Genomic DNA, 26,950 nt, shown 5'->3' with positions numbered 1-26,950 from the left:
CCCTCGGTGAGGGGGCGCGGACGAGAGGGATGCCATGCCGGACCTGGCCATCCGTACACAGGCCCTACGCAAGACCTATCGCACCCGGCGCGGCCGGCGGGTGGTCGCGGTCCAGGGGCTGGACCTGGAGGTGCCGATCGGCGGCGTGCACGGCTTCCTCGGGCCCAACGGTTCCGGCAAGACGACCTCGATCCGGATGCTGCTCGGCCTGGTCCGCGCGGACGCGGGCACCATGACGGTCTTCGACCGGGTGGTCCCCGAGCACCTGCCCGAGGTGGTCGGCCGGATCGGCGCGATCGTCGAGTCGCCGAAGTTCTTTCCCGCCTTCTCCGGCCGGAAGAACCTCGAACTGCTCGCCGACGCGATCGGCGCGCCGCGAACGCGGGTCGGCGAAGTACTCGAGGAGACCTCGCTGGGCGACCGCGGCAAGGACCGGTTCAGGACCTACTCGCTCGGGATGAAGCAGCGGCTGGCGATCGCCGCCACCTTGCTGAAGGAGCCGGACCTGCTGATCTTCGACGAGCCGACCAACGGCCTCGACCCGGCCGGCATCCGGGAGATCCGCGAGACCATGCGCAGCCTCGGCGCGCAGGGCCGGACCGTGCTGGTCAGCAGCCACATCCTGGCCGAGGTCGAGCAGGTCGCCGACACCGTCTCGATCATCGGTCACGGCCGGTTGCTGGCCACCGGCACCGTCGCCGAGGTGATCGGCGGCAGTGGCAGATCGACCGTGAAGGTCGCACTCGGCGGTCCGGCCGGCGATCCGCGGGCGCAGCAGGAGGCCGCGGCCCGGATCCTGACCTCGGCCGGTCTGACAGTGCGGGCTGACGGCAACTACTTGTACGTCGACGGAGCGGAGCATCCATCGGAGGTGACGAGACAGCTGGCCCAGCAGGAGTTGTACGTATCCGAACTGGTCCCGGTCCGTGCCGACCTCGAGTCCGTCTTCCTCGAGTTGACCGCCGACGAGGGTTTGGGAGGCGACCGATGATCCGGCTCACCGGAGTCGAGCTCCGCCGCCTGGTGGCCCGCCGCCTCACCGTCATCGGGGTCGGCGCGGTGCTGTTGATCACCGCCTTCCTGCTGTTCGCGACCTGGCAGAGCGCGCGGCCGTTGTCGGCCGAGCAGCAGCGGCAGGCGCAGTTCCAGTTCGATCAGGCCACGAAGGACTGGGAGCTGAACGGCGCGAAGAACCTCGAGCTGTGCAAGGCGGAGCTGGCGAAGCTGCCGGATCCGAAACCGCCGATCGAGCAGTACTGCCAGGTCAGTCCGCCGACGATCGACATGTACGGCAAACCGAGGACCGTCTTCGCCGAGGTGATGCCGGAGACCCTGCTCGGATCGTCCTACCTGCTGGTGTTCGCGGCCTTCCTGATCGGCGCGAGCTTCGTCGGGGCGGAGTTCAGCACCGGCGCGATCGGCAACTGGCTGACCTTCGAGCCCCGCCGGCTCCGGGTGTACGGCAGCAAGCTGCTGGCCGCCGCGATCGGGTTCGTCCCGGTGGCGGTGGGGATCCTCGCGATCCTGATGCTGGGGACCTTCCTGATCGTCGACCAGCTGGGAACCACCGCCGGGATGACCGGCAAGCAGTGGGGAGATCTCATCGCCACAGCCGGCCGCGCGGTCCTGGTGACAGCCGTCGGAGCCGCCCTCGGTGGAGTCGACGGGTCGCTGTTGCGGCACACCGCGGCAGCGATCGGCGTCGCGATGGGCTATCTGGTCCTGGTCGAAGGAGTCTTCGGCGGTTTCCTCCAGAAGGCCCAGCCCTGGCTGGTGAAGCTCAACTTCGACGCCTTCGTCCAGCACGGAGCGACGTACTTCCTCAACGACTGTCAGAGCAATCCGGACGGCAGCTACGGCTGCGACTACATCGAGAAGCACCTGTCGTTCGAGCACGGTGCCTGGTATCTCGGCATCCTCGCCGTCGTCCTGGTCGTGCTCGGCGGCTTCGCCTTCACCCGCCGCGACATCAGCTAGCCTGCCTGCGGCGTCTCCACAGCAAGGACGCGAGGGCAAGCAACAGCGTCACCAGTCCTGCGCCGCCGGCGGCTGCCAAACCCAGCTCGAGGCCTGGCGGCCGGTAGTCGCAGCTGACTTTCCGGGTCGGACCAGGCAGCTCTACCGCGAGAAGGCCGCCGTAGTTCGACGCCTCCTTCAGCTGCCCGTTGTCCGTGGAGCACCGCCAGCCGGGTAGGTGAGGCGCCGCGATCACCGCGACGCCCGTAGTACCGGGCTTGAGCGTCGCGTGGATCGAATGCCCACCAGCCTGTACCGCGACCGCACCGTTCGCCTGTAGCGCGGCGACTGCCTTGGTCAGACGGGCGGAGTCGAGGCACCCCATCGCCCCCTGGTACAGGAAGTTGTTTGGTGCCGCCTTGACCTTGAGCTCGGCCGCGATCAAGCCGGAGGCGGGGACCTTGCCCAGTTGCACCATCGCGCTGCTGGTGTTGATCCCCGGTCGCCGGGCGGCCGCCAACGGCATCCAGTTCGCGGTGTTGAACCGCGCCTCGCCGTCCACCCTGGGCAGGTACAGATAGACGGTCAAGCCCGGCCGGCACGAGGCCTGCAGCGTGAACACCCCGTCTGCGGCCCGCTTCGCCTTGTAGACCGGAATGTCGTACACGTCGGCCCCGAGGAGCCGCTCCTGCATGTCGTACGCAGTACTGTCCTTGGGCGCGTCGGGGAGCGGTTTCGGCCGCACAGTGACCAGGGGTGGTACGTCCGCGCGGGTGATCCCGGCGTAGGGGCCGATGGTGGCGCCGACGGAGAAGATCGCGTCGGTGACCGGATTCTGCAGCTCGTAGGAGGCACGACCGTAGCCCGACCAGCCGAAGCCGAGACCGGTCAAGGTGTGATTGAGGGTCTCCGGCAACAAACTGCTGTAGTAGCCGGCGCCCTGACCGCCCAGCAGGACCGGATCGTTGGGCGTCGTGGACGTCCCCGGATCAACTCGGTACTTCGGCCACCCGGCCGCCGCCTCGACGCTGTCGGCCAGCGCCTGCTGGTGGCGGCCCCAGGGCACGGCCGGCGCGCTGAGGACCTTGCTCCGCTGCTCATCGACCACCACGGCGCTGAGCGTGAGCTCCGCCCCGACCGCGGCGATCAGGGCCACGCCTGCCAGCAGGGCGATCGTCCGGTAGCGGCGGAGGTAGCGCAGCATCAGCATCACCACCACGACACCGGCAGCCGACAAGGCAAGCAGCTGCAGGGAGTGGCTGGTCAGCAACGGATTGTCCTGGGCATAGAGCGCCAGTCCCACCAGCAGCGCGACGCCGCCGGTGAGCGCGATCCAGCTCGGCGTCCGATCCGCCACGGACAGCCAGGCAGCGATCACGAGGATCGCGCACAGCACGAACGCCTGGCGGTACTGGCTGCCGTTCGGGGTGTCGAAGCCGTTCCAGACGACGTGCGTCGGCTCCCACAGGAAGGACGCGCCGACCAGGACGACCATCAGCGTCCAGACCACCCGGGTCCGTGCCTTGACGGACCCGTTGAACGGCAGCGACAGCGCGAGCACCAGCGCCGCGGTCCCGACGTACAGGCTCGCGCTGCGGCCGACGCCCTCCGAGAGCGGGAACAGCCGGGCGATGAAGTTCTCCACCGGCACCGGCGAGAAGATGCCCGGGGGAGAGGGGGCCGCGGCCCCATTTGCCTGGAAGACCGGCAGCAGGACCGGTGCGGAGGCAGCGATGCCGAGGGCAACCGTCACGCCGTACCGGATCAGCGCGCGGAGCCGGTTGAGCCAGCTGAGGTCGCTGGTCAGGATCCGGGCCAGCAGCACCAGACCACCGGCGATGGTCGCCATGTACGCCGTATAGAAGTTCGACACCCAGAACAGCGCGACCACGGCGACACTGAGGATCAGGTGCTTGCGCCGCGCCTGACCGGGGTGGCGGGGTGGGGTCAGCGATTGCACGGTCCACTCGGCGACCAGGCAGAACAGCGGCAGCGCGATCAGCCCGTCGAGCCACATCGGCACGTACGCGCCGTCGTCGATCGCCCACCCGCACAACCCGTACGACGCGCCGAGCACCGCCGCCAGCCAGCGCGGACCGCGCCGCATCCGGACCAGGTACGCCGCCATCGCGGCGGCCGCCAGCGCCAGTTTCAGCGCGGTGATGACGAAGACGGCCAGATCGATGCGATCCCGCGGGAACAACCCGACCAGCAGCGACAGCGGGCTGCCGAGAACGACACCGAAGTCCGCCAGGAAGCCGACGCCGTAGGCGCTCTGCCAGTTGAAGAAGAAGTCGCCCTGCGCCCGCCCGTGCAACAGGTCCCACAGATGCGTGAAGAACGGGACGTACTGCGTCCCGAGGTCGTTCGTGCTGCGCGAGTCGGGGCCGAACGGATAGGTGTTCCGGGCCATCCCCGCCACCGAGAAACCCACCGCGGCCAGGGCGCCGGACAGCCAGATCTCCAGCCACGGGATCCGGCGCCGCTTCCGCGCAGGCCTCTCACTGGCCGGCGGCTGGACACCGCTGTCTTCCGAATGCAAGGATCGCCCCCCGGGTGATTCGTGCATGGCGCCCCCCGCCTGCGCGAAACGTGCTGTCGATTCCGGTCTAGAGGTGTACCCGCGTCAGGCTACACTCCTGCCGGGGTGAACGATCTCTCCCGCTGCCGCCCATCGCATCAGCCCCAGATCGGCCTGTCGAGTAAGGCAGGATCAGTCTGGTAATACGAGGCTAGGAGTGCAATGCGGCTGACGCTGGTGGTCCCTTGTTACAACGAGGTGGATGTCGTCGCGCGGTTCCATCAAGCCGTCAGTCATGAGTTGGCGGCCACCGAGGAGCCGTACGAGGTCATCTACGTCGACGACGGCAGCAAGGACGGCACGCTCGACGCGCTGGCCGCTATCGCCGCCGCCGACCCGTCCGTGCGCTACCTGTCCTTCAGCCGGAACTTCGGCAAGGAGGCGGCGATGCTGGCCGGCCTGCGCCACGCCGGTGGCGACGCGGTGATCCTGATGGACGCGGACCTGCAGCACCCACCCGAGCTGATCGGGCGGATGCTGGAACTGCACGGCCGCGGCTTCGACCAGGTGATCGCGCGCCGGACCAGGGCCGGTGATCCCGCCACCAGGACGCTGTTGGCCCGGACCTACTACTGGATGATCAACAAGTGGGCCGACGTCGAACTGATGGACGGCGTGGGCGACTTCCGGCTGATCTCGCGCCGGGCGGTCGACGGGCTGCTGAAACTGGAGGAGTACAACCGGTTCTCCAAGGGCCTGTTCGCCTGGATCGGGTTCGAGTCGATCGTCTTCGAGTACGAGAACGTGAAGCGCGAGGACGGCCGGAGCCGCTGGTCGTTCCGCAAGCTGTTCGAGTACGGCCTGGACGGTCTGCTGTCGTTCAACAACAAGCCGCTGCGGGCGGCGATCTACATGGGCATGCTGCTGACACTGATCGCGGTCGCCTACGCGATCTGGGTGATCATCGTCGCCGCGACCCAGGGCGTGGAGATGCCGGGGTACGTCACCCTGATCGCCGCGATCACCGGGCTGGGCGGTCTGCAGATGGTGATGCTCGGGGTGATGGGCGAGTACATCGGCCGGATCTACTACGAGTCCAAGCACCGGCCGCACTACCTGATCAAGGAGAGCAACCTGGCTCCGCCGGGGGTGGTGCTGGGTGGCGCCGCGACGTCCACCTACCGGCTGCAGAGCCGCTCGGCGGACGACGTCCGCCTCGATCGCGCCGACTGAGCCGTACCTGTCACAAGGCTGTACCTGTTGAAAGCAAACGCCGGCCCCGGGTGGACGAACCACCCGGGGCCGGCGTACGCAGTACCGGATCCGGAGATCAGGCGATCAGGCGCTCCTCGGTGGAGGTGGAGAAGAGGTGCAGCTTCTCCGGGTCGGCGGCCAGGTGGATGGTCGAGCCCTTCTCGACCGGCATCCGGGCGTCGATCCGGGCCACGATCTGCTGGTGCTCGTTGTTGTGCTCCGCGGTCCCGTAGAGGAACGCGTCGGCGCCGAGCTCCTCGACGACGGCCACGTGCACCGGCAGGCCCTTGTCGGAGACCTTGAACGCCTCCGGCCGGACGCCCAGGGTCAGCGTCTTGTCGTTGCCGGCCTTGGCCAGGATGCTGCGGTTGACCGGGACGACGTAATCGCCGAGCTGGGCTCCACCCTCCACCAGGGCGGCGTCGAGCAGGTTCATCGCGGGCGAGCCGATGAAGCCGGCGACGAACTTGTTCTTCGGGTTGTCGTACAGGTTCAGCGGGGTGTCGACCTGCTGGAGCAGACCGTCCTTCAGCACCGCCACCCGGTCGCCCATCGTCATGGCCTCGACCTGGTCGTGGGTGACGTAGACGGTGGTGACGCCGAGACGCTGCTGCAGCTCGGCGATCTGGGTGCGGGTCTGGACCCGGAGCTTGGCGTCGAGGTTCGACAGCGGCTCGTCCATCAGGAAGACCTGCGGGTTACGCACGATGGCGCGACCCATGGCGACCCGCTGACGCTGACCACCGGACAGGGCCTTCGGCTTGCGGTCGAGGTAGTCCTCCAGGCCGAGCAGCTTGGCCGCCTCCTGGACCCGCTTGGCGCGGTCCTCCTTGGAGACACCCTGCATCTTCAGCGCGAAGCCCATGTTGTCCGCGACGGACATGTGCGGGTAGAGCGCGTAGTTCTGGAACACCATCGCGATGTCCCGCTCTTTCGGCGGGCGGTGGGTGACGTCGCGGTCGCCGATGTAGATCGAACCCTCGTTGACCTCTTCGAGGCCGGCGAGCATCCGGAGCGAGGTGGACTTGCCGCAACCCGACGGGCCGACGAGGACCATGAACTCGCCGTCCTCGATCTCGAGGTTGAGCTTGTCGACGGCGGGCGTCTCAGAACCGGGGTAGACCCGGGACGCCGCCTTGAACGAGACAGTAGCCATGACTGTGTACCTTCCTTCACCGGCAGGAACGTGCCGGACGATCCGAGTAAAGGCCCCCGGTCGGGGGTGCGCCCATCCTCACCTGAGCCGCAGCTCCTGACAAGGCGTACGGCGTGTGAGATGTCCGTACTGTTCACCAGTTGGACACTTCCGCGCAGACCCGGCTCCGGTTCAGTCTGCAAGTTCTTGCAGGTTCTTGCTGCAAGAACAACGATCGGTCGGTAGGGTGCGGCCGTGAGCAGCAGAGCGAGGCTGGCGGACATCGCGGCCAAGGCGGGGGTCAGCGAAGCGACCGTGTCCCGGGTCCTGAACGGCAGACCCGGCGTCGCGGAGGACACCAAACAGGCGGTGCTGACGGCGCTGGACGTGCTCGGGTTCGAGCGGCCGACCAGGCTGCGGCGCCGCTCGGCCGGCCTGATCGGGCTGGTGATGCCGGAACTGATCAACCCGATCTTCCCCGCGTTCGCCCAGGTGATCGAGTCGGCGCTGTCCCAGCGCGGCTTCACCCCGGTCCTGTGCACGCAGTCACCCTCCGGCGCGACCGAGGAGGAGTACGTCGAGATGCTCCTCGAGCGCGGCGTCTCCGGCATCATCTTCGTCTCCGGCCTGCACGCCGACACCGGCGCCGACCACGCCCGGTACCAGTCGCTGGTGGACCGCAACCTGCCCGTCGTGTTCGTGAACGGCTGGCTGCCGGGCGTCGAGGCTCCCTTCATCTCCTCCGACGAGTACGCCGCGATGGAACTGGCCGTCTCCCACCTGGTCGCCCTCGGCCACCGCCGGATCGGCTTCGCCTCGGGCCCGGAACGCTTCATCGTGGTCCAGCGCAAGCTGGCCGGCTATCGCACCGCGATGAAGGCTCAACTCGGCCTGACCGACGCCGAGGTCGACCCGCTGGTAGAGCTCAGCATGTTCGGCGTGGAAGGCGGCGCCGCCGCGGCCCAGCGCCTCCTCGACGTCGGCGTCAGTGCGGTCGTCTGCGGCTCCGACATGATGGCGCTGGGCGTGATCCGCGCCGCCCGCCAGCGCGGCCTCTCTGTCCCCGACGACATCTCGGTAGTCGGCTATGACGACGCCCCGATGATGGAGTTCACGGATCCGCCGATGACCACGGTCCGCCAGCCGGTCAACGCGATGGCGCTCGCCGCCGTCCAATCCCTCCTCGAAGAGGTGCGCGGCCACGCCACCCCCCACACCGAGTTCCTCTTCCGCCCAGAACTAGTAGTCCGCAACACCACAGGCGCCCACCGCCAACCCTGAGAACAAGAACAAAGAACAAGGAGAGAGACGCTGCCAGGCGCGGATGAAGGCGGTGCCGCGGGCAGAGGCCGGTCGTGGTTGGTGCCATCCGTCGATCTCGCTCCGCGGCACCGCCCGCACCTCCGTCGACGCTGCGTCTCTCTCTCTTTGTTCTTCTTTGTTCTTATTCTTTGTCAGAACGGGTATCTGAGGCGGAGGCCGGTTGGTGTGGTGCTGTTCGTTGTGTGGATTGCGGCGATCTCCGTGGGCGTGAGTGCTCGGTCGTAGAGGCGGATGTCGTCCAACGAACCCCGGAGATGTTGCAGGCCGTCGAGGCGCCGGCCGAGGTGGATCTGGAACGGGCGCTTCGGGCTCACGGATCCGAGGCTTCCGGTGGCCGACGCGGCGGCGGCGCCGTCGATGTAGATGGTGAAGACCGACCCTTGCCGCCGCAACGCGAAGTGGTGCCAGGTCCGGTCGTTGTAGGCCTTGGTGGTGGCGACCACGACAGCTGTTTCGCCGCTCTGGGCCAGCGCTCGGATCCGCCCGCTCGCAGGTTCGGCGCGCAGCCAGAGTTGCGAGTACACAGCGCCTTGGTTGTAGGCCCACATCAGCGGCTGGTCGGCGGTACTCGCGCCGTAGTTGAACCATCCTGTCCAGGTGAAGTCCCCGCTGCCGACCGCGAGGTTCTCGGCGAACGGCAGTTGCACGTAGTCGTCCGTACCGTCCAGGGTCAGGGCCCGGCCGAAGCGGCCCGCGGTCGCGACCGGCGCGCCGCGCAGGTACCCGTCGAGTTGGTTGCCCGAGGCATCGGTAGTCGTCGGTACGCCGCTCGTGCTGCCGTCCGGCAGTCCGAGGTCGGCCTCGGTGAACTTCGTGAACCAGATGTAGCCGTGGGACCAGTTCACCGCCCGCTCGTAGGCGAGGCCCACGGTGTTGTCGTCGATCAACGTCATGTCCGTGTACGAGGCCATGCCGCCGTAGATCACCGTGCCACCCTGGGGATCGACCCACTCGTCGCCGCCCTTGAACGTCGATCGGATGGTCAGGTTCTCCCGGGTCTCACCCTGCCTGGTCGGCGAGGCCAGCAGTACGCGGTTGTACCGGTCGCCCTGGTCGGTGGCCCGCAGTGCCAAGGTCGAAGCCTGAACAGTCGGTACTGCGAGGCTCTGCTCGGCCGCGCGGGCCTGGAACCCGCGGGAGAAGGTCTCGCCGGCGTCGCTGGAGACGGCGGACGCCACAGTCGACGTACTGCTTCCGTTCTCGTCCCTGGCCAGCGCCAGCAGCGAGCCGTCCGGGCGTTCGAAGACCGACAGTTCCTGCACCCTCAGTTCAGGGTCGGCGGTGTCGTCATGCGCGCCAAGGTGCCAGGTGACGCCGCCGTCGTCGCTGTAGACGAGCGCGCCACCCTTGCGGCCGTCGGCTGCCGTACTGAAATGGGTTCCCACCACCAGACGCCCGGCGTGCGCGCCGCGCAGCAACTGGATGCCGTGCGACGGGCCGGTCGCATACCCGCTCCAGGAGGGGAGTTTGACGTCGGCGGTGATCTCCCGGGGAGAGGTCCAGTGCCGGCCGCTGTCGTCGCTGTGCTGTGCCCAGACAGTGTTGTACTGCCGCGTGGTGAGCAGCACGATCCGGCCGGTCCGGGCATCGACCACCGGTGCTGGGTTGTGGGCGGTGACATCCACGCCGGCGTGTACGACCTGCAACGTGCTCCAGGTCGCGCCGCCGTCGGTTGAGCGGGTCATCACCACGTCATGAGTGCCGGTGTCACCGCAGGTGGGTTTCCGCCCTTCGGCGAAAAGGATGAGAGAGCCGTCGTTGGCCTTGACCAAGGCGGGGATCCGGAAACATTTGTAGCCGGCGGTGCCGGGCGACAGGATCGCCTTGCCTTCCAGACCTGCGGCATGCGCCGGGGGCGGCGTCAGGCAGGCCGTGATCACCAGGAGGATCGCGAGGGTGATTCGTCGGAGAGTCACGACGACAACTCTCCCGAAGAAACCTCGTCACCGCGCGTCTCACCGGCGTGTCATAGTACGTCCTATGTCCTCCTTGACCTCGTTGCTCCTCTCTTGGCAGGACCGGGGTGGATTCCAGTCCCGTGAGCGGACGTCATCCTCCCCAGATCGATCGCCTGGGGGAGGAACTTCGGCTCGGGGCCGTCCACTGGCGGGCGGTCCGAGCCGAAGGTGGGGGGGGGTACCTCAGTTGGAGGTGTGGAAGGCGGGCTTGCCGGTGCTGGTGAAGCCGTTGGCCCAGAGTTGGTCGACGCGGGAGCGTTCGTTGGCGTCGGGGTTCGGGTTGGTGCAGGACGGGCCGGGGCCGCCGCCGGACATCAGTTCGCTGCAGGGGCCGGAGTAGTGGTCGGGGAGGCCGAGGACGTGACCGGTCTCGTGGGCGGTGATGCGGAGCGGGTCGTACTGCTGGGACTGGGCGTAGTCCAGGAAGATGTAGCCGCTGCCGTGGCCGTCGGTGGAGGCGTACGAACCGCGCGGGTCGTTGCCCTCGGTGTAGTAGAAGTCGTAGTTGCTTCCCTCAACCAAGGTCACGTTGCTGACCGAGGAGTTCCAGATCTGCGTGCTGGAACTGATCTGGGAGGCGAAGGTGGGGGCGTCGACCGCGTAGGTGACGGTGACCGCGGCGGTGGCGTTGCCGGCCTTGGCCTGCTTGGCGCGGGCGGACTTCATCACCGCGTCGTAGAACGCCTTGGTGGCGGCTTCGTCCTGCGGCGAACCGGTGTACGCCGCGACCGTCGTGGGGGCGGAGGTCGTGGCAGGGGCCTCGGCCGTGGGGGTGACGGCGAAGGCTGGGACGGCCAGGGCGGCGGCTGCCAGCCCGGCCAGGGACGTCAGGATACGGCGATGCGACATGGGAGGGCCTCACTCCGTGTCTGTGGCGGAAAGCGATCAGCGGATTACTGTTCGCTACAGATCGGGAGCTTGCCAAGGGTTGCGGAAAACCACAGCAGATCGGGAAAAAGGCAGGGGTTAACCCGCGTTGGCCGTCGCCGGCTCTATGTCCTTCATAACTCGCCGGGTATGCCGACGTTCAGAATGCGGGCACCCGGTCCACGCTCGGCCAGCCGGTCGGACTTGTTGTAGAGGTTGCAGCGCTGCAGGCTGAGGCATCCGCAGCCGATGCAGCCGTCCAGGTCGTCACGCAGCCGCTCGAGCTCGGAGATCCGCTGGTCGAGCCGGCCGCGCCAGGTCTTCGACAGGCGGCTCCAGTCCGCACGGGTGGGAGTCCGGTCGTCGGGGAGCGAGTCCAGCGCGGCCTTGATCTCGGCCAGTGCCAGGCCGACCCGCTGCGCGGCCTGCACGAAGGCGATCCGCCGCAACGTACTGCGCAGGTACTGCCGCTGGTTCCCGGCGGTCCGCCGGGAGGCGATCAGGCCCTGGTCCTCGTAGAAACGCAAGGCCGACGCGGCGACGCCGGAACGATGGGCGATCTCCCCGATCGACAGCCAGTGGTCCTTGCTGGGAATGGTCTCCTCCGCCATACCGCCACCCTAGGCCGCCCACACAAGACCTGAAGCGAACTTGAGCCCTGCTCCCGCCGAGCCTCCTCAGGCGCCGGGACCGGACCTCGGGAATCGGTGGAGTGGGCCGGGTGTTGGACACGGTGGAGCGGATGGGACCTACGCCTCAATCCGGGTGTGGTCAAGAGCGGGGGCCGGACGGGGTATACTTTTCGGCGTCGGTGCGCGAGTCGCGTCACCAGAGCATTTCCCAGGCGCTCCGACCCGTCGGTTTCAGCATCCCGCTGATGGACCACCGGCGACATGGGTGCAACGCGATAGCACCCGCAGGTCGATGCCTATCTCCTGCCCAGCACGTCCCGTCCGGCCATTTCTGTGGCCGGCGCTTGCGTGCGGCTCCGATCCGGCATCCGTCCGTGACGTTGAGAGAGAGATTGCGTGTCCCAGCACCACCAGGACCAGTTTGTTCCCGCCGACGGCAGCGAGGCCGCCGACCGGGTGAAGAAGCCGCGCCACAAGAAGTTCCAGACCCAGTCGTACGGCGAGCGGATGGCCGCTGAGCTGGACGCCCCGAACACCCCCGGCACGGACCGCAGTTCGGCCCGGGTCGAGCGGCCGGTCGTGGCCGAGCGCCGCGGCGGCCCGTCGCAGTACTCCGACCGTGGCAGCCGTGGCGAGCGCCGCGACGCCCCCTCCGGTGACCGGCGCGACGACCGCCGTGGCACCGACCGCCCGGTCCGTGGCTATCGCGCCGCGGAGCGGACGAACACCTCGCGCACCGACCGCCCGCAGTACTCGCAGAACCGCCCTACCTCGGAGAGCCGTACCACGTCTGACAGCCGCACCACCTCGTACCCGAAGAGCACCCGCACCGACGCCACGTCGTACCCGAAGAGCTCGTACCAGAAGAGCTCGTACGACCGCGGCTCTTCGGACAAGCCGGCCTACCGCAACGACCGGGACAGCCGCGGTTTCGACCGCGACCCCCGCGCCGAGCGGCCCGCCGACCGGACGAACGACCGTTCGTACGAGCGCCCCGAGCGCAAGTTCGAGCAGCGGGAGCGGCCGGCCGCCAAGCCGCGCACCGAAGCCCCGGCCGACCTCGGCACGGTTGCTGAGGGCAATGGCTTCGCCGCCCTCGGGCTCGCCCCGCGGCTGGTGCAGCGGATGGCTCGCGACGGCATCACCGCGCCGTTCCCGATCCAGGAAGCGACCATCCCGGACGCGCTGGCCGGCAGGGACGTGCTCGGCCGCGGTCAGACCGGTTCCGGCAAGACCCTCGGGTTCGGCCTGCCGACGCTGATGCGTCTGGCCGGTGGCCACACCGAGTCGCGCCGTCCGCGCGGCATGGTGCTGGTGCCGACCCGTGAGCTCGCCATGCAGGTGCACGACGCGCTCGAGCCGCTCGCCCACGTGATGGGCGTCTCGATCAAGCTGATCGCGGGTGGCCTGCCCTACCCGAAGCAGATCGACGCGCTGCGCCGTGGCGTCGACCTGCTGATCGCCACCCCCGGCCGGCTGATCGACCTGTGTGAGCAGGGCGCTGCCGACCTGGGCGCGGTCGAGGTCGCCGTCCTCGACGAGGCCGACCACATGTGCGACATGGGCTTCATGCCGGCGGTCACCACGCTGCTCGACATGACCCCGCCGTCGGGTCAGCGTCTGCTCTTCTCGGCGACGCTGGACAACGACGTCGACACCATCGTGAAGACCTACCTGAAGGACCCGGTCACGCACTCGACCGAGTCCGGCCAGGCGTCGGTCAGCACGATGGAGCACCACATGCTCGTGATCGAGCCCGCGCACAAGCAGTCGCTGACGGCCGAGCTGGCCAGCCGCGACGGCCGCACCATCGTCTTCGTCCGCACCAAGCTGGGCGCCGACCGCGTCGCCACCCAGCTGCGCGACCGTGGCGTGATGGCCGCGGCGCTGCACGGTGGCCTGACCCAGGGCGCCCGCAACCGGACCCTGGACCAGTTCAAGGACGGTTCGGTACCGGTGCTGGTGGCAACTGACGTCGCCGCCCGCGGTATCCACGTCGACGACGTCGGCCTGGTCGTCCAGGCGGACCCGGCGGCGGACCACAAGGACTACCTGCACCGCGCCGGCCGTACTGCGCGCGCCGGCGGCAAGGGTGCCGTCGTCACGCTGGTCCTGCCGCACCAGCGGCGCGGCATGGTGCGCCTGGCCGAGTCGGCCGGTGTCCAGACCGAGCCGGTCCGGGCCCGTCCGGGTGACGTCGTCGTGACCGACCTGACCGGTGGCTCCAAGCCGTCGGGCTACCCGGTCAAGCTGCCGGCTCCCAAGCCGACGCGTGGCGGCGGTGGCTTCAACAAGGGCGGCAAGCGGTTCGGTGGCGGCGGTGGCCGCCCGAGCGGCCGTGGCTACGAGGGTCCCAGCGGCGGCTACGAAGGCCGTGGCGGTAACGGCGGCAGCCGTCGTCCGGAGCGCTCCGGCAGCGGACCCCGCCGTACGGACGGCAACCGCTACGAGGGCGGAAAGTCCTACCAGCGCTGACGTTTCGATCGATCAGTGAAAGCCCCCGGCTCAGGCCGGGGGCTTTTCTGTTGCCCTGATCTCCATCGCCTGCACCTCGATGCCGAGCCGGGTGAGCAGTACTTCGAGCTCGTCCTCGTCGAGGGGGACCAGTTCGAGGACCAGCACGCCGGCGGCGGCTTGATCAGTGATCACATAGATCGGGGGATGCCCCGCCTCGAGCCTCGAAGCGAGCACGACGGCATCGATGCCGTCGTCCACCGAGATCGCGACCCGGGACAGCGGCAGGCCGGTCGGGTCGGGAAGATCGGTGGCCGAGAGTCCGGGCAGCTTGTCGGCCGCCTGGACGAAGGCGGCCACCTTGGCTGCCTGGTCCGCCTCCCACTTCGCCCGGTCCATCGCCTGCCACTCCTCCAGCGCCGCGAGCACGCCGGCCATCGCCTCCTTGGTCGGCTTCATCCCGCGCCCGATGCCCTTCTCCTGCGCGCGAACCGCCCGCACCAGCCGCTGCGTTCCGACCACCAGCCCGGCGGTCGGAGCCGCCAGATACTTCTGTCCACTGATCAGTACCGCGTCCGCCCCCGTCGCGACCAGATCCGCGGTCCGGGGGAACTGGGCCGCGCCGTCGATGATCGCCGGCACGCCGCGCCGGTGCGCGGCCCGCACCGCGGCGATCAGATCGATCGGCTCCGCATGCACCAGGCGCGACGACGTCAGCAGCAGGCAGGTGACATCGTTACCAGCCAGCTCGTCGTCCAGATCGTCAATGCTGCAACGGTTCTCGTCGCCCGCGAGGACCACGCTCGCGCCTGCCAGCCGGATCGCCTGCAGGCTGGACTGGCCGTAGTCGATGACGTGGCAGGCCGGGAGTACGACCCGGTTGTGCATGTCGGTCGTGTCCGGCAATGCGGCGATGCGGTCGGGATCGGACCCGGCCATGGCGGCCGCGACCGTGAGGGTGATCGACGCCGAGGTGCAGTGCGTCAGCGCGCCGGCCTGGGCGCCGGTGGCGTGGGCGATGGCCTCGCTGACCCGGTCGGCCAACTCCTCCATCGCGAAGAACTCGGGCAGCGCCTCCGCCACCGCGGCAGCGACCGTGGCCGAGCTGCGGGAGACGCCGAGCGGCGTGAACGTACCCCTGGCGTTGATGACCTCGGTCAACCGATGCCGCTCATGTGTGCCCATGGTGCGATTCACCATAGTGTCTCTGAGCATCCGTCTGCCATGGTCCGGTCACTAAAAGTTGCGGCCGGATGGCCGAAAGGCGCCGGCGCAACTGGTTCGCCCGGCGGCGGGTTAAGGTCACCCGGTGCGCAAGAGCAGGTGGAGCGGTGTGGTGCTGATCTGCGCCGCCCTCGGGGTCACGGCGACCGCGGGAGTGGTGGCGGTACGGCGGACGGGCGCGGACGGTCCAGTGACCTCTTCGGTGGCGACTGTTTCTGCTCCGACGACCCCGCCCCAAGCACAGAAAACGACACCGACACCGACACCGACGCCAGAGCCGACCGGCCCGACCGCGAAGGTGCCGCCGCTGGCCGCGGAGAACCGGACCGTCCTGCAGAACCCGCTTTACCAGGTCGGCCGCATCCCTGCCTCCAAGTGCAAGGAGCCGACCTCCCGGGCGACCTCGGTGAGCAAGGTGCGGACCTACTACACCCAGTTCCTCAGTTGCTTGAACAAGGCCTGGGCCCAGGTGATGCGGGAGGCAGGGTTCCAGTTCTACCCGCCGCAGTTGCAGGTGTACTCCGGCAAGCCGGCCAACCAGTTCTGCAACCTCACCAGTACGGCGGTCTACTGCAACGGCATCATCTACATGAACGCCGACTACGACCTGAAGAACCAGCGCTCCTACGACCCGCTGTGGACCCGTACGACGATGGCGTTCCTGATCGCCCACGAGTACGGGCACCACGTCCAGGCGATGACCGGAATCCTCGAGGCGTCGCACACCCGCGAGAACCACATCAGCGGGAAGGACGCGCAACTGGTCGAGAGCAGGCGCCGCGAATTGCAGGCCTCGTGCCTGAGCGGGGTCTACCTCGGCGCCGACAAGCAGTTCTTCCCGGCTCGCGGTACCTGGTTGCAGAAGTGGCGCTGGACCGTCCGCAACCGTGGTGACGAATGGAACCCGCAACGGACCCACGGCCACAAGAACAACCACAGCCGCTGGTCCCGGGCCGGCTTCGAGGCCGCCGATCCTGCCGCCTGCAACACCTTCGCGGTCAAGGCCGCGTCCGTCAGCTGACCAGGACGGGCCTTCCACGGTCCGGCTTCGAGGTCAAGTGTCCGGGACTCTTGACCTCAACTTACTGGTGAGTCATATTCAGTTTTTGACGATCCCTGCCGTCATCACCTCGATGCTTCTAGGGAGGACCCGTGACGCGCCGCCCCGTTCAACTCGCTCGTGCCGTCCGTACGACGACCGCCGCGCTCGCCGTCAGCGCAGTACTGGCTGGCGGTCTGTCCACCACCAGTCAGGCAAGACCGGCCGCGGTCGCGGTACCGGTGGACTACTGCGTCGGGCAGTGTGCCGACATCGTGCCGCCGGGGCAGAACGGCAACGCGACCTTCACGGATCTCCTTCTTTTCAAGGGGTTCGGGGTCCGCCCGCCGCATTTCAGCGACACGGTCAAGCCGTACGAGCGGCTGGTCTGGAACTCCCAGGGCATCACCGACGACGGCCTCGATCCGTACTTCGACGACGCGTCGTTCGGGGTTGCGCCGAGTGACGTGGCCGGCACGGTGAAACCCCGCGCGGACGTCACGATCGTGCGGGACAAGTCGCGCGGCATCCCGCACATCACCGGCAGCACCCGCGAGGGCACGATGTTCGGCGCCGGGTACGCCGGGGCGCAGGACCGGCTGTTCGTGATGGACGTGTTCCGGCATCTCGGCCGCGGCCAACTGACACCGTTCGCCGGTGGCGCCGCGGGGAACCGCGCGTTCGAGCAGCAGTTCTGGCGGACCGCGCCGTACACCGAGGCCGAGTTGCAACAGCAGTTCGACGACGCCGACGAGCGGTACGGCGCCAACGGGCTGAAGATGCAGAAGGACATCCAGGCCTGGGTGGACGGCGTCAACCACTACATCAACACGGTCGGCATCGCGTATCCCGGCGAGTACGTCGCGCTCGGGCTGCCGACGCCGCGGCCGTGGAAGGTGACCGACGTGGTCGCCACTGCCGCTGTGGTGGCCGGCATCTTCGGGACCGGGGGTGGCGGCGAGATGGCGTCGGCGCTGGCCCTGCTCGAGGCGCAGGCGAAGTACGGCGTTGCCCAGGGCACCAAGGTGTGGGAGTCGTTCCGTTCGCAGAACGACCCGGAGGCCAACACCACCGTGCACAACGGCGCGACCTTTCCGTATGGCGTGGTCGGGCCGGATCCGGCGGGTCGCGCGATGCCGGACCGCGGCTCGGTGACTCCTGAGCCGCAGGTGGTCGACCAGACCGGATCCGCCGCGACCATGAGCCTGAAGCCTTTGAGCAGCGACAACGTCAAGCCGCCGAAACGGGCCCAGGGCAAGGATTCCCTGCGTGGCATTCTCGACGGCGGCATGTTCCCCGAAGGCTTCGGCCCGAAGGGCATGTCGAACGCGTTGGTGGTGTCCGGCGCCCACACCGAGAGCGGCAACCCGGTCGCCGTCTACGGCCCGCAGACCGGGTACTTCGCTCCGCAGCTCCTGCTCCGCCAAGAACTCCAGGGCCCAGGGGTCAGCTCGCGCGGCGTCGCGTTCGCCGGACTCAACTTCTACACGCTGATCGGCCGCGGCGCCGACTACTCGTGGAGCGCCACCTCGGCCGGTCAGGACATCACCGACACGTACGCCGTGCCGCTGTGCGAACCCGGCGGCGGTACCCCGACCAAGAACTCGACGCACTACCTGTTCCGGGACCAGTGCACCCCGATCGAGAAGCTGGAACGGCACAACGCGTGGTACCCGAGCCTGGGCTCGTCGGAGCCGGCCGGGTCGTACACGCTGGTCGCGCTGCGAACGAAGTACGGGATCGTCACGCATCGCGGTACGGTCGGCGGCCGGCCGGTGCTGTTCACCAAGAACCGGGCGACCTACGGCAACGAGGCGGGCTCGGCGCTCGGGTTCATGCTCTTCAACGACCCGGACGCGATCCACTCCTCGACCGACTTCAAGAACGCCGCGAGCACCATCGGCTACACGTTCAACTGGTTCTACACGGACAAGAACGACATCGCGTACTTCAACTCCGGCGACAACCCGGTCCGCGCGGCCGGCGCCGACCCGAACCTGCCGACCTGGAGCACGTACGAGTGGCAGGGGTGGAACCCGGCCACGAACCGGGCGACGTACACGCCGATCGCCGAGCATCCGCAGGTGGTCAACCAGGACTATCTGACCAGTTGGAACAACAAGCAGGCGCCCGGCTTCTCGGCGGCGGACGGGAACTTCGGCTACAACTCGGTGTATCGCAGCCAGCCGCTGGACGATCGGATCGAGGCGGTGATCGGATCCGGGCAGAAGTTCACCCGCGGCAGGCTCGTCGAGGCGATGGAGGACGCGGCGACCGTGGATCTGCGCGCCGACCAGGTGTTGCCGTATCTGTTGCGGGTGCTGAAGAGCGCGCCTCTGACCGATCCTGCGGTTGCCTCAGCGGTGGCGAAGTTGGAAGCGTGGCAAGCCGCGGGAAGTCATCGGAAGACGCCGAGCGAGGCCTCGAAGACCTACGATCACGCCGAGGCGATCCGGATCCTCGACGCGTGGTGGCCGTTGCTGGTGCCGGCACAGTTCCAGGGGCTCGGTCCGGATCTCTACACCGCGCTGGTGCGGGCTCAGAAAATCGACGAACGACCGAGTGCGCAGGGCTCCGCCTTCCAGAGCGGCTGGTGGGGATTCGTCCAGCGCGACCTGCGCAAGGTGCTCGGCGATCCGGTGCGAACCGAACAGCCGGTGACGTACTGCGGTGGCGGTTCGCTGGCGACCTGTCGTTCCGTGCTCGCCGATTCCTTGCTCGCAGCAACGAAAGTGCCGGCCGCGAACACCTATCCGGCCACCGGCGACTGTACTGCGGGGGACCAGTTCTGCGCGGACCAGATCGTTCACCAGCCGATGGGCGGGATCACGCAGGACCGGATGGCCTGGGTCAACCGGCCGACGTACCAGCAGGTGATCGAGTTCCCCGCGCGGCGGGGTGATGACGTCAGCAACCAGGCGCTGGGGAAGACGGCGACGGCCAGTAGCTACGAGAGCGGACTGTTCAACTCGCCTCCTGCTAAAGCCGTGGACGGCAATCTGTCGACCCGCTGGGCGAGTAGATGGTCCGACCCGCAATGGCTCAAGGTCGACCTCGGGAGTGAGCAGACGGTCCGCCGGGTGGTGCTCCAGTGGGAAGCGGCGTACGGCACGGCGTACCGGCTGGAGGTGTCGCGGGACAACGTGAACTGGCAGCAGGTGTTCGCGACTATTACCGGGAACGGTGGGGAGGATGTCACGCGGTTCGGTCCGGTCCAGGCGCGGTATGTGCGGATCACCGGGACGACGCGGGCGACGTCGTACGGGTACTCGCTGTACGAGTTCCAGGTCTTCAGACAATGACGACCGGGGGCCTGGAAAGATGACCGCATGAGCCAGAACTATCCTCCGAATCCGAACCAGCCGTACCCGCCGCAGCAGGGCTATCAGCAGGGGCCGCCGCCGGGGTACGCCCCGCCTGGTGGTTACCAACAGGGCCGGCCTCAGCAGGGGCAGCCTCCGCAGGGGCCGCCGCAGGGCATGCCGCCGCAGGGGCCGCCGCCGGGTTATGGGCAGCCGGGGTACGGGCAGCCCGGGTATGGCCAGGGGCCTGGTGGGTATCGGCCGACGCAGCAGCAGAACGTGCCACACGTGGCGCCGCAGGGTTCGCCGTACCCGGTGCTGGTCTCGACCATGAACGACCTGCCCGGGTACACGGCCGACAAGGTGTTCGGCGAGGTGTTCGGGCTGACCGTGCGGAGCCGGGACTTCGGGTCGAACTTCACCGCCAGCTTCCGGTCGCTGGGCGGCGGCGAGGTGCCGGAGTACACCCAGATGCTGGCCGAGTCGCGGCACGTCGCCGTGATGCGGATGTGCCAGATGGCCCAGCAGATGGGCGCGAACGCGATCCTGGCGATGCGCTTCGACTGCACCGAGATCGCCCAGACGATGAGCGAGGTCGCCGCCTACGGCACCGCGGTGATCGTCCGCCCGGTCGAGGTTGCGCGGCCGCAGGACAAGGGTTCTGCTTCTACTCCTCCTACTTCTGCCGCTGAGGATGATGCGAATGACGGCTGAACCGCTTGCCTTCGGCCCTGACTTCCGCTGGGGAGTCTCGACGTCGGCGTACCAGATCGAGGGGGCCGTGACCGAAGGCGGTCGCGGTCCTTCGACCTGGGACACGTTCTGCGCCGAGCCCGGCCGGGTCCTCGACGGCGATACCGGTGCCGTTGCCTGCGACCACTACTACCGGTACGCCGAGGACGTCGCACTGATGCGGGACCTCGGGGTCGACGTCTATCGGTTCTCCTTCTCCTGGCCGCGGATCCAGCCGTCGGGCGCCGGTCCGGCCAATGCCGCCGGGCTCGACTTCTACGACCGGCTGATCGACTCGTTGCTTGCCGCCGGCATCCAGCCCGCTCCGACGCTGTTCCACTGGGACACGCCTCAGGCGCTGGAGGACGCCGGCGGCTGGACGTCGCGCGACATCACCTCCCGCTTCGCCGACTACGCGACGATCCTCGCCGGTCGCTTCGCCGATCGGGTGCCGATGTGGATGACGATCAACGAGCCGGTGGTGCTCACGCTGCTCGGGTACGCCGTGGGCGGGCACGCGCCGGGTCGTTCGCTCGGGTTCGAGGCGTTGCCGGTGGCGCATCACCAGCTGTTGGCGCATGGGCGCGCAGTACAGGCTCTGCGTGCTGGGGGTGCGTCGAACATCGGGATCGCGTCCAACCACGCCCCGACCTGGCCGGCCAGCGACAGCCCCGAAGACGTGGAGGCAGCCGGGCTCTACGACAACCTGGTCAACTGGCTCTTCGCCGATCCGGTCCTGCTCGGCGAATATCCATCTGGCATGGGGGAGGCGATGCCCGGGCCTGTCGCCGAGGACCTGTCGGTGATCTCCACGCCGCTGGACTGGTTCGGTCTCAACCACTACGCCCCGGTCCTGGTCGGAGCCCCCACCGGCGACCCCGACACCGCCGCCACCGACGGCATCCCGCTTCCTCCGGGTCTCCCGTTCGAACCCCGTCCTTTGGAGGGCTATCCGAAAACCGACTTCGGCTGGCCGGTAGTCCCGGACGCCTTCGCCGAGATCCTCCGCACCTTCAAGACCCGCTACGGTGACCGCCTACCTCCCATCTACATCACCGAAAACGGCTGCGCGATCAACGACGGCGTCGACGACCAACGCCGGATCGACTACCTCGACGGCTATCTACGTGCCCTCAAACAGGTCATCGCAGACGACATCGACGTCCGCGGCTACTTCCAGTGGTCCCTCCTGGACAACTTCGAATGGTCCGCCGGCTACTCCCAACGCTTCGGCCTGGTCCACGTCGACTACAAAACCCAACAAAGAACCCCCAAAGCCTCCTACCACTGGTACCGCGACCTCATCACCCAGAGCCGCAAATGACCCCCGAGCCCCCACCCGGCTCACGCCAGCAGCCACCAGGCTCACCCACGTCCGGCTCGTCCCCGCCCCAGTCCACTGCCAGCGGCGTGGCTCCCATCGCTGACCAGAGCACATCCACCACCCTCCACCCGTCAGCGCCCCGCGCCACCCCCGAACCACTCGCCGCTCTATCCGAGCCCTCGCCCAGCTCCTCCCAGCCCTCGCCCGCCGCCAGCGGCGTGGCCCCCATCGCTGACCAGAGCACAACCACCCTCCACCCGTCAGCGCCCCGCGCCACCCCCGAACCACCCGGCGCTCTCTCCGAACCCACCACGCCCGTACCCCGCCGCTGGACAACCGCCGTCGTCCTGGCAAACGTCGGCGTCTTCGCCGCCTTCCTCGGCCCCATCCAGATCCTCCTAGCCAAACAGTCCGAAGCCATCGCCCCCGGCAACAAAGAGTTCGTCTTCGGCCTAGTCACCGGCGCAGGAGCAGCAGTCTCCGTCATCGCCAACCCTCTATTCGGCGCCATCTCCGACCGAACAAACTCCCGCTTCGGCCGCCGCGTCCCCTGGGTCCTCGGCGGCGCAGTAGGCGGCACCATCGGCCTCCTAGTACTAGCCGGCGCCCACGCAGTCGCCTGGATGCTCCTCGGCTGGTGCCTAGTGCAACTGTTCTGCAACGCGTTGCTAGCAGCAATCACCGCCGCCGTCCCCGACCGCGTCCCCAGACTCCAACGCGGCACGGTCGGCGGCTGGGTAGCACTAGCCCAAACCCTAGGCGCCCTAGTAGGCGTAGGACTCGCCACAGCCGCCAGAGGAATCACCGCCGGCTTCATCGCCTGCGCAGTCTTCCTCCTGCTCTCAGTGATCCCATACCTACTAACCAGCAACGACCAACGCCTGACCGAAAGCCCTCCACTGATCTGGCGCGAGTTCTTGGCCGGCTTCTGGATCAGTCCCCGCCGCTTCCCCGACTTCGGCTGGGCCTGGCTGACACGCTTCCTCCTCAACCTCGGCAACGCCCTAGGCACGCTCTACCTGTTCTTCTTCCTGCAAGACGCTGTCGAGTACGGCGACCCCGACACCGGAGTACTGATCCTCACCGCGATCTACAGCCTCTGCGTGATCCTCACCGCGGTGTCCTCCGGCAGTTGGTCCGACCGCCTCGGCCGCCGGAAGGTATTCGTCACCTGGTCAGGCGTAGTGATGGCAGCCGGCGCCCTCATCCTCGCGATCTGGCCGACCTGGACAGCCGCCCTCATCGGCGCGGTGATTCTGGGAATCGGCTTCGGCGTCTACTTGTCGGTCGACTTCGCCCTGCTAACCGAAGTACTCCCCAGCGCCCGCGATCGAGCGAAGGACCTCGGCATGATCAACATCGCGAACTCCCTCCCACAGGTGATAGCCCCCGCGATCGCAGCCCCCGTAGTCCGCCTACTAGGCGGCTACCCAGTCCTGTACGCACTAGCCGCCGCCGTCACCCTGCTAGGCGCAGTACTAGTCCGCAATATCCGCTCGGTCGCTTAGTCTGCTTGCCATGCCGCTGTATTCCTTCGAGGGCGTCAGCCCGACCGTGCACCCGGAAGCCTGGATCGCCCCCACCGCCACCCTCGTCGGCGACGTGGTCGTCGAGAAGGACGCGTCGATCTGGTACGGCGCGGTGATCCGCGCCGACCTCGGCCGGATCGTCATCCGGGAGGGCGCCAACATCCAGGACAACTCCGTCATCCACGTCGGCAGCGGGGTCTGCGAGGTCGGCAAGAACGCCACCGTCGGCCACCAGTGCCTGGTCCACGACTGCACCATCGGCGAACAGGCCCTGATCGGCAACGGCGCCATCGTCCTCGACGGCGCCGTCGTGGGGGAGCGCACCCTGGTAGCCGCGGGCGCCACCGTCACTCCCGGCTCCGTTATCCCAGCCGAGTCGGTCGCGCTCGGCAGCCCCGCCAAGAAGATCATCCCGCTCGAGGGCACCGCCAAACTCTTCGTCGACCACAACGCCGCCGTCTATCACAACCTCGCCCGCCGCCATGCAGCCTCCGTCGAACTAGTCGAGGAGTAGCGCTCACCCCAAGTTCCTGAAAAGGTCCGCGTGGGTGCACTTCCAGTTCAGTGCGCCCTCGGAGGGTTCCCACTACTGTTCGGGAAGGGAGGGACAGTAGATGGCCGAGACACAGCACCACGCAGCGCCAACCGGGGTCCGCAGCCGGTGGGCCCCGATCGTCGCGTTCGCACTGGTCGGAGCGTCGACCCAACTCGTCTGGCTCAACTTCGCCGGCGTAACCACGGTCGCCGCCGACCGCTACGGCGTCTCCGAAAACGCGATCGGCTGGCTCGCGCAGGTCTTTCCCCTCCTGTACGTCGTACTGGCGATCCCGGCCGGCCTCATCCTCGACAAGTGGTTCCGCTCGGGCCTGATCGCAGGCGCCGTCCTGACCGCCCTCGGCGCAGTACTGCGCCTGCTCGGCGACGACTACAGCTGGCTCCTGGCCGGCCAACTAGTGGCGTCGGTGGCCCAACCCCTGGTGCTCAACGCCGTCACCGGAATCACCGGCCGCTACCTAGCCGAGAAGGACCGCCCCACGGGCATCGCAACCGGCACCGCCAGCATCTTCGCCGGCATGGTCATCGCCTTCCTCCTAGCCGCAGTATTTGCCGACAGCAACCAAATCCCCACCATGCTGACACTCACCGCGATCTTCTCGACCCTCGCCGCCCTCCTCCTGATCGCCGCCCTCCGCAAACCCGGCCTCCACAAACTGCAGCAACGTAGTCTCGCGGCCGGCCCGGCTCAGCACGAAGGCACCGCCGCAGCGACCAGCCTGCTCACCGACCAGACCGGACACCAGCCTGCTCCTGTCGATGCCAGGCGCGGCGCGTTGCAGCTCGCCTGGGGCGATCCGCTGATCCGACGGCTCTGCGTACTGGCGATCTTCCCCTTCGGCGTCTTCGTAGCCATGACCACCTTCGCCCAAGCACTACTGGAGCCGGCCGGCGTCAGCGCAGACATCGCCAGCACGATCCTGCTCGTCAACGTAGTAGCCGGCGTCATCGGCAGCGCCACCCTTCCAGTCTTGGTCGCCCGCCACAAAGCAGAATCCACCCTCCTGGTAACCAGCCTGACCACCACCGCCGTGGCCTGCGCCACCCTGGCGTTCCTCCCAACCACCCTGACGGCCTTCGTAGCCATCACCCTGATCGGCTTCCTCCTCCTGCCGGCGCTCCCGATAGTCCTGGAGATAGTCGAACGCCGCACAGGCGAAGCCGAAGGCACCGCCGCCGGCCTGATCTGGATGGCGGGCAACCTCGGCGGCCTTCTCGTCGCGGTGGTGGTCGGGCTGTTGGTGGATCACCCGACGGCCGCGTTCCTGGTGCTGGCGGCGGTCGCGTTGGTCGCAGTACCGGGCGCTCGGGCGCTTCGAAAACCTATCGCCGAACTCAACACGCCACCCTGACCGCAGCAGCCACCGTTGCCAGCAGCCCACCGATGCCGGCGACAATGAAGGTGACCCGCGCATCCATGTGCTCGAGGAGCGCCCACCGAACACGAAGAAGATCCCGCGGCCACCCGATCGCGCCATACAGGTTGTCGAAACCCGTCCACGCGCGGGGCATCGATACCGAAGCGTTCCATCCGACCGCCGCCGGTACGACGCGCTGCAGGTGCATGTCGATCGCCAAGTCGAGCGCGGCGATGCCGACTCCCCAAATGCTCTATAGGGCAAGCGCGCCCCAAACCGCCCAGGCCAAGCCGGTGAAGGGTTACCCAGACTGCTGATCGCAAAGCCGGGCGATGAGCCACCCCGGAACACACCCCGCCCCAGCCAGAGTCGACCCGCCCCGCCTCCACCACCGAGCCCCGCACCTCCAGCACCCAGCGCCCAGCCCTGACCCCTCAGCCCCGCCGCGCCAGCCTGCCACCTGCCCAGCCCACCCGCCCGCCCGCCCTTCTCCAGCCCCCGCCCCTCGATCCTCTAAGATGACTCCACAGCAAGCCCGCCGACGTGGCGCAATTGGTAGCGCACCGCTCTTGTAAAGCGGTGGTTAGGGGTTCGAGTCCCCTCGTCGGCTCTCTGAGCAGGGCATATGCCTGAAGATTCATGAACCAGAACCTTCCTGCCCATGCTTTACCCCATGCTTTTGGTCTGTTCCTTCGGTCGGCATGACCTTCGCCAGAGCGCTTGCAGCCTCCGGGTTTCGCGCCCTCCGGCCGAAATAGACGTCCTGCGTCATCGACGGGCGCGACTGCCCAAGCTGGTCCGCCACCTGCCGTGGCGTTTGGCCGGCCTCGTCGAGAAGAGTCGCCGTCGTCTTCCGGAAGTTGTGAGAGGTCACCCAATCCAGCTCGTCCGCGATCGATGGTTCGCCAGCCTCCGCCACGAGATCCAGCAGCGCCTTCCGCGGCGCGGCAGAGAGTCTGTACGTCTGGGCCAGCATCAGAGCCTCAGGGACGTCGACCCGCACCCGCCCTGTCTCAATGAGACTGATCCGGTTCTTCGGACACCCCAGTCGCTGCACGGCATCCACCTGGGTAAGCCCCGCATCTCTCCGGGCCTTAGCCAGTACCTTGCCGAGTTCACGGCGGCGATCTGACCCAACGGGCTGGCGTGCCATCCGAAGGCTCTTGCGCACGTTGTTTGGATCCCTGAAACCACCGATCGCATCGGCAAAAATCGGCTGATCCGGCCGAACGTCGGCACTGAACCGGCGGCGAAGCATGTCCATCGCCCACTCGGGAAGCGTGAGGATTCGCTGCCCCGCCCGCGACTTGGTTCGGCGTCTTACCAGCCCCTTGCCTTTGACTCGGTTGATCTGGGAATTGACGTGAACCTCGTTGCTCGCAAAATCCACCTCACTCCACAACACAGCCAATGACTCCGAGATGCGAACACCTGTTCCGAGTAGAAAGATCGACAGGTCGGGGACATCAGCGAGAACTGCACGCCGATCCTGACTCACCATCGCGAACCACTTGGCGAGCTCGTCATCTGTGAACGATCGCGGGGCCTTGAGCGGGGAGGCGTCCAGGGACTCCAACTCCCTCACCGGATTCGCCTGGATAGCCCCCTGCCGTACCGCGAGAGAGAAGACTCCGGAGATGACCGTCTTGCATGTCTTCGCCGATACCGCGCCGACCTCGTCTCTAATTGCAGTGACGACCTTGTCCATCAGGGGCGGCGTCGCCTCACCTAGTACTACAGCCGGAGTTCGTGATGTTCGGTTGAGTCGGTGATTTGGCGGTCTGGGT

The 26,950-nt window shown here is 67.9% G+C and carries 20 protein-coding genes and 1 tRNA gene; 13 read left to right on the top strand and 8 right to left on the bottom strand.

Annotation, left to right across the window (positions count from 1 at the left end; all coding sequences use genetic code 11):
• Positions 1 to 34: 34 nt before the first annotated feature.
• Positions 35 to 991: an ABC transporter ATP-binding protein gene (locus ABD255_RS27245; RefSeq protein ID WP_344218869.1), complete on the top strand. Its 957-nt coding sequence runs from the start codon at positions 35 to 37 to the stop codon at positions 989 to 991.
• The gene (locus tag ABD255_RS27240; RefSeq protein WP_344218867.1) at positions 988 to 1,977 is read left to right on the top strand and encodes an ABC-2 transporter permease; all 990 of its coding nucleotides are present in this window, start codon (positions 988 to 990) and stop codon (positions 1,975 to 1,977) included. The genes ABD255_RS27245 and ABD255_RS27240 overlap by 4 nt, the downstream gene beginning before the upstream one ends.
• Here the strand turns inward: ABD255_RS27240 and ABD255_RS27235 are convergent.
• On the bottom strand, positions 1,970 to 4,498 hold the full coding sequence (locus ABD255_RS27235; RefSeq protein WP_344218865.1) for a YfhO family protein: 2,529 nt from the start codon (positions 4,496 to 4,498) through the stop codon (positions 1,970 to 1,972). The genes ABD255_RS27240 and ABD255_RS27235 overlap by 8 nt on opposite strands.
• Positions 4,499 to 4,699: 201 nt before the next feature.
• Between ABD255_RS27235 and ABD255_RS27230 the strand changes: the two genes are divergently transcribed.
• Positions 4,700 to 5,710, top strand: a complete 1,011-nt coding sequence (locus tag ABD255_RS27230) for a glycosyltransferase family 2 protein (protein ID WP_344218863.1) — start codon at positions 4,700 to 4,702, stop codon at positions 5,708 to 5,710.
• A 97-nt stretch (positions 5,711 to 5,807) separates the two neighbouring features.
• On the opposite strand, the gene ABD255_RS27225 is transcribed toward ABD255_RS27230, so the two are convergent.
• Positions 5,808 to 6,887, bottom strand: coding sequence for an ABC transporter ATP-binding protein (locus ABD255_RS27225; RefSeq protein WP_344218861.1), 1,080 nt, complete (start codon positions 6,885 to 6,887; stop codon positions 5,808 to 5,810).
• Positions 6,888 to 7,121: 234 nt separating this feature from the next.
• Here ABD255_RS27225 and ABD255_RS27220 point away from each other — a divergent pair, with 234 nt between their 5' ends.
• Positions 7,122 to 8,147, top strand: a complete 1,026-nt coding sequence (locus ABD255_RS27220; RefSeq protein WP_344218859.1) for a LacI family DNA-binding transcriptional regulator — start codon at positions 7,122 to 7,124, stop codon at positions 8,145 to 8,147.
• Between the two features lie 173 nt (positions 8,148 to 8,320).
• Here the strand turns inward: ABD255_RS27220 and ABD255_RS27215 are convergent, their stop codons facing one another.
• From ABD255_RS27215 to soxR, 3 genes are all read right to left on the bottom strand, one after another.
• Entirely contained in the window at positions 8,321 to 10,105 is a 1,785-nt protein-coding gene (locus ABD255_RS27215) for an exo-alpha-sialidase (RefSeq protein WP_344218857.1), read from the bottom strand.
• A gap of 225 nt (positions 10,106 to 10,330) precedes the next feature.
• On the bottom strand, positions 10,331 to 10,996 hold the full coding sequence (snpA, locus tag ABD255_RS27210) for a snapalysin (RefSeq protein ID WP_344218855.1): 666 nt from the start codon (positions 10,994 to 10,996) through the stop codon (positions 10,331 to 10,333).
• Between the two features lie 152 nt (positions 10,997 to 11,148).
• Positions 11,149 to 11,625: a redox-sensitive transcriptional activator SoxR gene (gene soxR, locus ABD255_RS27205; RefSeq protein WP_344218854.1), complete on the bottom strand. Its 477-nt coding sequence runs from the start codon at positions 11,623 to 11,625 to the stop codon at positions 11,149 to 11,151.
• Positions 11,626 to 12,042: 417 nt separating this feature from the next.
• On the opposite strand from soxR, the gene ABD255_RS27200 reads away from it, so the two are divergent.
• The gene (locus tag ABD255_RS27200) at positions 12,043 to 14,121 is read left to right on the top strand and encodes a DEAD/DEAH box helicase (protein ID WP_344218852.1); all 2,079 of its coding nucleotides are present in this window, start codon (positions 12,043 to 12,045) and stop codon (positions 14,119 to 14,121) included.
• 30 nt (positions 14,122 to 14,151) lie between these two features.
• Here the strand turns inward: ABD255_RS27200 and ABD255_RS27195 are convergent, their stop codons facing one another.
• Entirely contained in the window at positions 14,152 to 15,285 is a 1,134-nt protein-coding gene (locus ABD255_RS27195; RefSeq protein WP_344218850.1) for an aminotransferase class V-fold PLP-dependent enzyme, read from the bottom strand.
• Positions 15,286 to 15,409: 124 nt separating this feature from the next.
• Here ABD255_RS27195 and ABD255_RS27190 point away from each other — a divergent pair, with 124 nt between their 5' ends.
• The 7 genes from ABD255_RS27190 to ABD255_RS27160 all read left to right on the top strand — a co-directional run bounded on the left by ABD255_RS27190 (position 15,410) and on the right by ABD255_RS27160 (position 25,157).
• On the top strand, positions 15,410 to 16,345 hold the full coding sequence (locus tag ABD255_RS27190) for a neutral zinc metallopeptidase (protein WP_344218848.1): 936 nt from the start codon (positions 15,410 to 15,412) through the stop codon (positions 16,343 to 16,345).
• Between the two features lie 131 nt (positions 16,346 to 16,476).
• Positions 16,477 to 19,665: a penicillin acylase family protein gene (locus tag ABD255_RS27185; protein WP_344218846.1), complete on the top strand. Its 3,189-nt coding sequence runs from the start codon at positions 16,477 to 16,479 to the stop codon at positions 19,663 to 19,665.
• Between the two features lie 27 nt (positions 19,666 to 19,692).
• On the top strand, positions 19,693 to 20,379 hold the full coding sequence (locus ABD255_RS27180) for a YbjQ family protein (protein WP_344218844.1): 687 nt from the start codon (positions 19,693 to 19,695) through the stop codon (positions 20,377 to 20,379).
• Positions 20,369 to 21,721: a GH1 family beta-glucosidase gene (locus ABD255_RS27175; protein ID WP_344218842.1), complete on the top strand. Its 1,353-nt coding sequence runs from the start codon at positions 20,369 to 20,371 to the stop codon at positions 21,719 to 21,721. Before ABD255_RS27180 ends, ABD255_RS27175 begins: the two co-directional genes overlap by 11 nt.
• Positions 21,722 to 21,939: 218 nt before the next feature.
• Entirely contained in the window at positions 21,940 to 23,229 is a 1,290-nt protein-coding gene (locus ABD255_RS27170; protein WP_344218840.1) for an MFS transporter, read from the top strand.
• A gap of 10 nt (positions 23,230 to 23,239) precedes the next feature.
• A complete protein-coding gene (locus ABD255_RS27165; RefSeq protein WP_344218838.1) occupies positions 23,240 to 23,764 on the top strand; it encodes a gamma carbonic anhydrase family protein in 525 nt (174 codons plus the stop codon).
• Between the two features lie 100 nt (positions 23,765 to 23,864).
• The gene (locus ABD255_RS27160) at positions 23,865 to 25,157 is read left to right on the top strand and encodes an MFS transporter (protein ID WP_344218836.1); all 1,293 of its coding nucleotides are present in this window, start codon (positions 23,865 to 23,867) and stop codon (positions 25,155 to 25,157) included.
• Here the strand turns inward: ABD255_RS27160 and ABD255_RS27155 are convergent.
• A complete protein-coding gene (locus ABD255_RS27155) occupies positions 25,141 to 25,383 on the bottom strand; it encodes a hypothetical protein (protein ID WP_344218834.1) in 243 nt (80 codons plus the stop codon). The genes ABD255_RS27160 and ABD255_RS27155 overlap by 17 nt on opposite strands.
• Positions 25,384 to 25,700: 317 nt before the next feature.
• Here ABD255_RS27155 and ABD255_RS27150 point away from each other — a divergent pair.
• Positions 25,701 to 25,773: transfer RNA gene (locus tag ABD255_RS27150), tRNA-Thr, on the top strand.
• Positions 25,774 to 25,800: 27 nt separating this feature from the next.
• Here ABD255_RS27150 and ABD255_RS27145 read toward each other — a convergent pair.
• Positions 25,801 to 26,871 carry a helix-turn-helix domain-containing protein gene (locus ABD255_RS27145; protein ID WP_344218832.1) on the bottom strand — a complete coding sequence of 357 codons (1,071 nt, stop codon included), beginning with the start codon at positions 26,869 to 26,871 and terminating at the stop codon, positions 25,801 to 25,803.
• Positions 26,872 to 26,950: the final 79 nt, after the last annotated feature.

This window comes from Kribbella sancticallisti, assembly GCF_039530625.1.
Lineage (GTDB): Bacteria > Actinomycetota > Actinomycetes > Propionibacteriales > Kribbellaceae > Kribbella > Kribbella sancticallisti.
This window is presented reverse-complemented; position numbering and strand designations above follow the sequence as displayed.

Excerpts from the sequence above, each read along its gene's own strand:
- ABD255_RS27245 (WP_344218869.1), top strand. The coding sequence starts at position 35 with ATGCCGGACCTGGCCATCCGTACACAGGCCCTACGCAAGACCTATCGC.
- ABD255_RS27240 (WP_344218867.1), top strand. The coding sequence starts at position 988 with ATGATCCGGCTCACCGGAGTCGAGCTCCGCCGCCTGGTGGCCCGCCGC.
- ABD255_RS27230 (WP_344218863.1), top strand. The coding sequence starts at position 4,700 with ATGCGGCTGACGCTGGTGGTCCCTTGTTACAACGAGGTGGATGTCGTC.
- ABD255_RS27225 (WP_344218861.1), bottom strand. The coding sequence starts at position 6,887 with ATGGCTACTGTCTCGTTCAAGGCGGCGTCCCGGGTCTACCCCGGTTCT.
- snpA (WP_344218855.1), bottom strand. The coding sequence starts at position 10,996 with ATGTCGCATCGCCGTATCCTGACGTCCCTGGCCGGGCTGGCAGCCGCC.
- soxR (WP_344218854.1), bottom strand. The coding sequence starts at position 11,625 with ATGGCGGAGGAGACCATTCCCAGCAAGGACCACTGGCTGTCGATCGGG.
- ABD255_RS27195 (WP_344218850.1), bottom strand. The coding sequence starts at position 15,285 with ATGGGCACACATGAGCGGCATCGGTTGACCGAGGTCATCAACGCCAGG.
- ABD255_RS27180 (WP_344218844.1), top strand. The coding sequence starts at position 19,693 with ATGAGCCAGAACTATCCTCCGAATCCGAACCAGCCGTACCCGCCGCAG.
- ABD255_RS27175 (WP_344218842.1), top strand. The coding sequence starts at position 20,369 with ATGACGGCTGAACCGCTTGCCTTCGGCCCTGACTTCCGCTGGGGAGTC.
- ABD255_RS27165 (WP_344218838.1), top strand. The coding sequence starts at position 23,240 with ATGCCGCTGTATTCCTTCGAGGGCGTCAGCCCGACCGTGCACCCGGAA.
- ABD255_RS27160 (WP_344218836.1), top strand. The coding sequence starts at position 23,865 with ATGGCCGAGACACAGCACCACGCAGCGCCAACCGGGGTCCGCAGCCGG.
- ABD255_RS27145 (WP_344218832.1), bottom strand. The coding sequence starts at position 26,871 with ATGGACAAGGTCGTCACTGCAATTAGAGACGAGGTCGGCGCGGTATCG.